The organism is Nocardiopsis rhodophaea (assembly GCF_039530945.1).
In the GTDB taxonomy this organism is placed as follows: Bacteria; Actinomycetota; Actinomycetes; order Streptosporangiales; family Streptosporangiaceae; genus Nocardiopsis_C; species Nocardiopsis_C rhodophaea.
Genome location: NZ_BAAAPC010000045.1, coordinates 1 through 2,309, shown reverse-complemented (window position 1 = coordinate 2,309; position 2,309 = coordinate 1). Strand labels below are relative to the sequence as shown.

Here is a 2,309-nt window from a genome sequence, read left to right as displayed (position 1 = left end):
CGTCCCACACCTTCTCGTGCAGACACCCCGCAGCAGCAGCACCGAAGTCCTCGGCAGTGGCATTCCACCCACGCACCACGGTGTCGTACTCCTCCACCGACAACAGAGGGATCCGCCCAACCTCCTGATCGGCATCGGCGATCATGCCCTTGAGTAGCACCTCGAAGTGATCGAGGAACCGATCCACCGCTTCGGCGGCGAGTCGGTCTGGATCATGGCGCGTGCGGAGGATCAGGTGGTCGCGTGGTTCGATCACGAGCGCCAGCAGGTAGTTGGTCTGCTCATAGGCGCGGTAGTCCGAGACCCGCAAGTCACGATCGATCTGGAAGACCTCGTCATCGAGCAAATAGTTCTCCACCACGAGGATGTGGTCGAACAGCGAGGTGCTTGCCAGGGCGTCGCTCCACTCCTGAACCTTGGCGAGAGGGGTGTTCTCGTACTGGCGGCGCTCCGTCTCGGTTTCCTGGAGGCTGCGCAGCCAGTCCACGACCCGCCGTTCCTCCGCAACGTGGACCCGGGCGGGGAGCGTGTTGATGAAAAGGCCGACCATCCGCTCCACATCGGGGATCTCAGCGGGGCGGCCGGCCGAGGTGACCCCGAAGACCAGGTCGTCCTTGCCGGAGTACCGGGACAGCAGCAGCGACCAGACTCCCATCAGCACGGTGTTCAGGGTCAGTCCGTGCTCGCGCGCGAACGTGCGGACGCGGTCGGACAGCTCCTGCGGAAGTTCGGCCGTGGCCTCGGCAGCCTCGGGGCGGCGCGTGACGAGGGCGGCGGCCTGTTCGTTGCCGAGCCTCGTCGGCTCGGTGAACCCGGCCAGGTGGGAGCGCCAATACGTTTCGGCCCGCCCCAGGTCCTGCTCCTCCAACCAGGCCACGTAGTCCCGGTACGGCGGTGCCATCGAAACGGCGGGCTGCCCACCGCTGAGCATGGCCCGGTAAACGCCGAAGAAGTCATCCAGCACCAGCGACGCGCTCCACCCGTCCAGCAACACGTGGTGGTGCGACCAGAGGAATTCCCAGGTGTTGTCGGCCACGCGGATCAGGTGGAGCCGCATGAGTGGCGGGGCGGAAAGGTCGAACCCGGCCGTGCGGTCCTCGCGCAACAGGACCGCGATCCTGTCGTCGGCGTTCTCGACGGCTGTCCAGTCCAGCACCTCGATCGGTGCGTCGACCTCCGGGTGCACCACCTGGTGTGGGGTGGCCAAGCCCGTCCAAGCGAGCGCGGTGCGCAGCGCCGGGTGGCGTCGCACGGTCCGCTGCCACGCATCCCGCAGGCGAGGGACGTCTAGGTGCCCGGTCAGTAGGAGCCGGATCTGCTCCGTGTAGACCCCGGAATCGGGGGCAGCGAGGGTGTGGAACAGCAGCCCGCGCTGCATAGGGGTGGCAGGGAGCAGATCCTCTGCGGAGCCGTGGTCCGCACCGATCCGATCGAGCTCGGTGCTGTCGAGGTGAGCCAGGGGGAAGTCGGAGGGAACGAGCGTGCGAGCCACCTCGTGGCAGTCCGGTGAGGTCAGCTCGATGAGATACCGGCGAACGCCGTCGAGCAGCTCCTCGGCGGTGGTGCCACTAAGCCCGCCTGGGTCGTGTTCGAGATCGACCACCATCTGGTCCTGGTAGAGACCGGCGTTGATCTCGATCGCGTGGTGCCGCCTGTTCTCCAGAGAATAGGCGGCGTCGGTCTGCCCCTCGTCAAAGCGCAGGGCGAAGGCGTCACCGGACTGGTCGATGTGGCCGAGGTAGTTGAACAGGACTGGGGCATCGGGGGTATCGGGCAGTAGGTCGGTGTAGGCCCGCAACAGGCCGTAGCCGATCCCGTTGTCCGGGGCTTCCCGCAGGGCTTCCTTCACCACCCGGACGGCCTCAGCGGTGCTGGTCCTGCCGACGTTGAGGGGGACGGGGCGGAGCGCGGTGAACCAGCCGACGGTCCGGGCCGTGTTGACATCGTCAAACAAGCGTTCTCGGCCGTGACCCTCCACGTCGACGGTGATGGCGTCCTGGCCGGCCCAGCAGGTCAGAGCCTGGGCACAGGCGGTCAGAACCAGTTCGTCGGGCCGGGCCCTCATCTCCTGTGCCGCCTGGAGCAACTCCGCCGTCGTATCGGCGGGCAGGGTAAGACGGTGAGTGCGGGCGGTGTCGTGGATGTTGTGGTCGACGGGCAACGGGCTGATGGAGGCGGCGACCCGCTCCCAGTAGTCGGCCTGGCCCGTGACGTGCTCGCTGTGGGCGTGCTCGGCCAGGCGTTGGGTCCAGCCGGCGAAGGAGGTGGTCTTCGCAGGAAGGTCCCCGCCCTCCAGGTAGAGGCGTTCG

The 2,309-nt window shown here is 67.3% G+C and carries 1 protein-coding gene; it reads right to left on the bottom strand.

Annotated elements, in window-relative coordinates:
* Positions 1-2,309, bottom strand: a 2,309-nt coding sequence (locus ABD259_RS25565; RefSeq protein WP_344165835.1) for a condensation domain-containing protein, incomplete at both ends; no start/stop codon positions are given.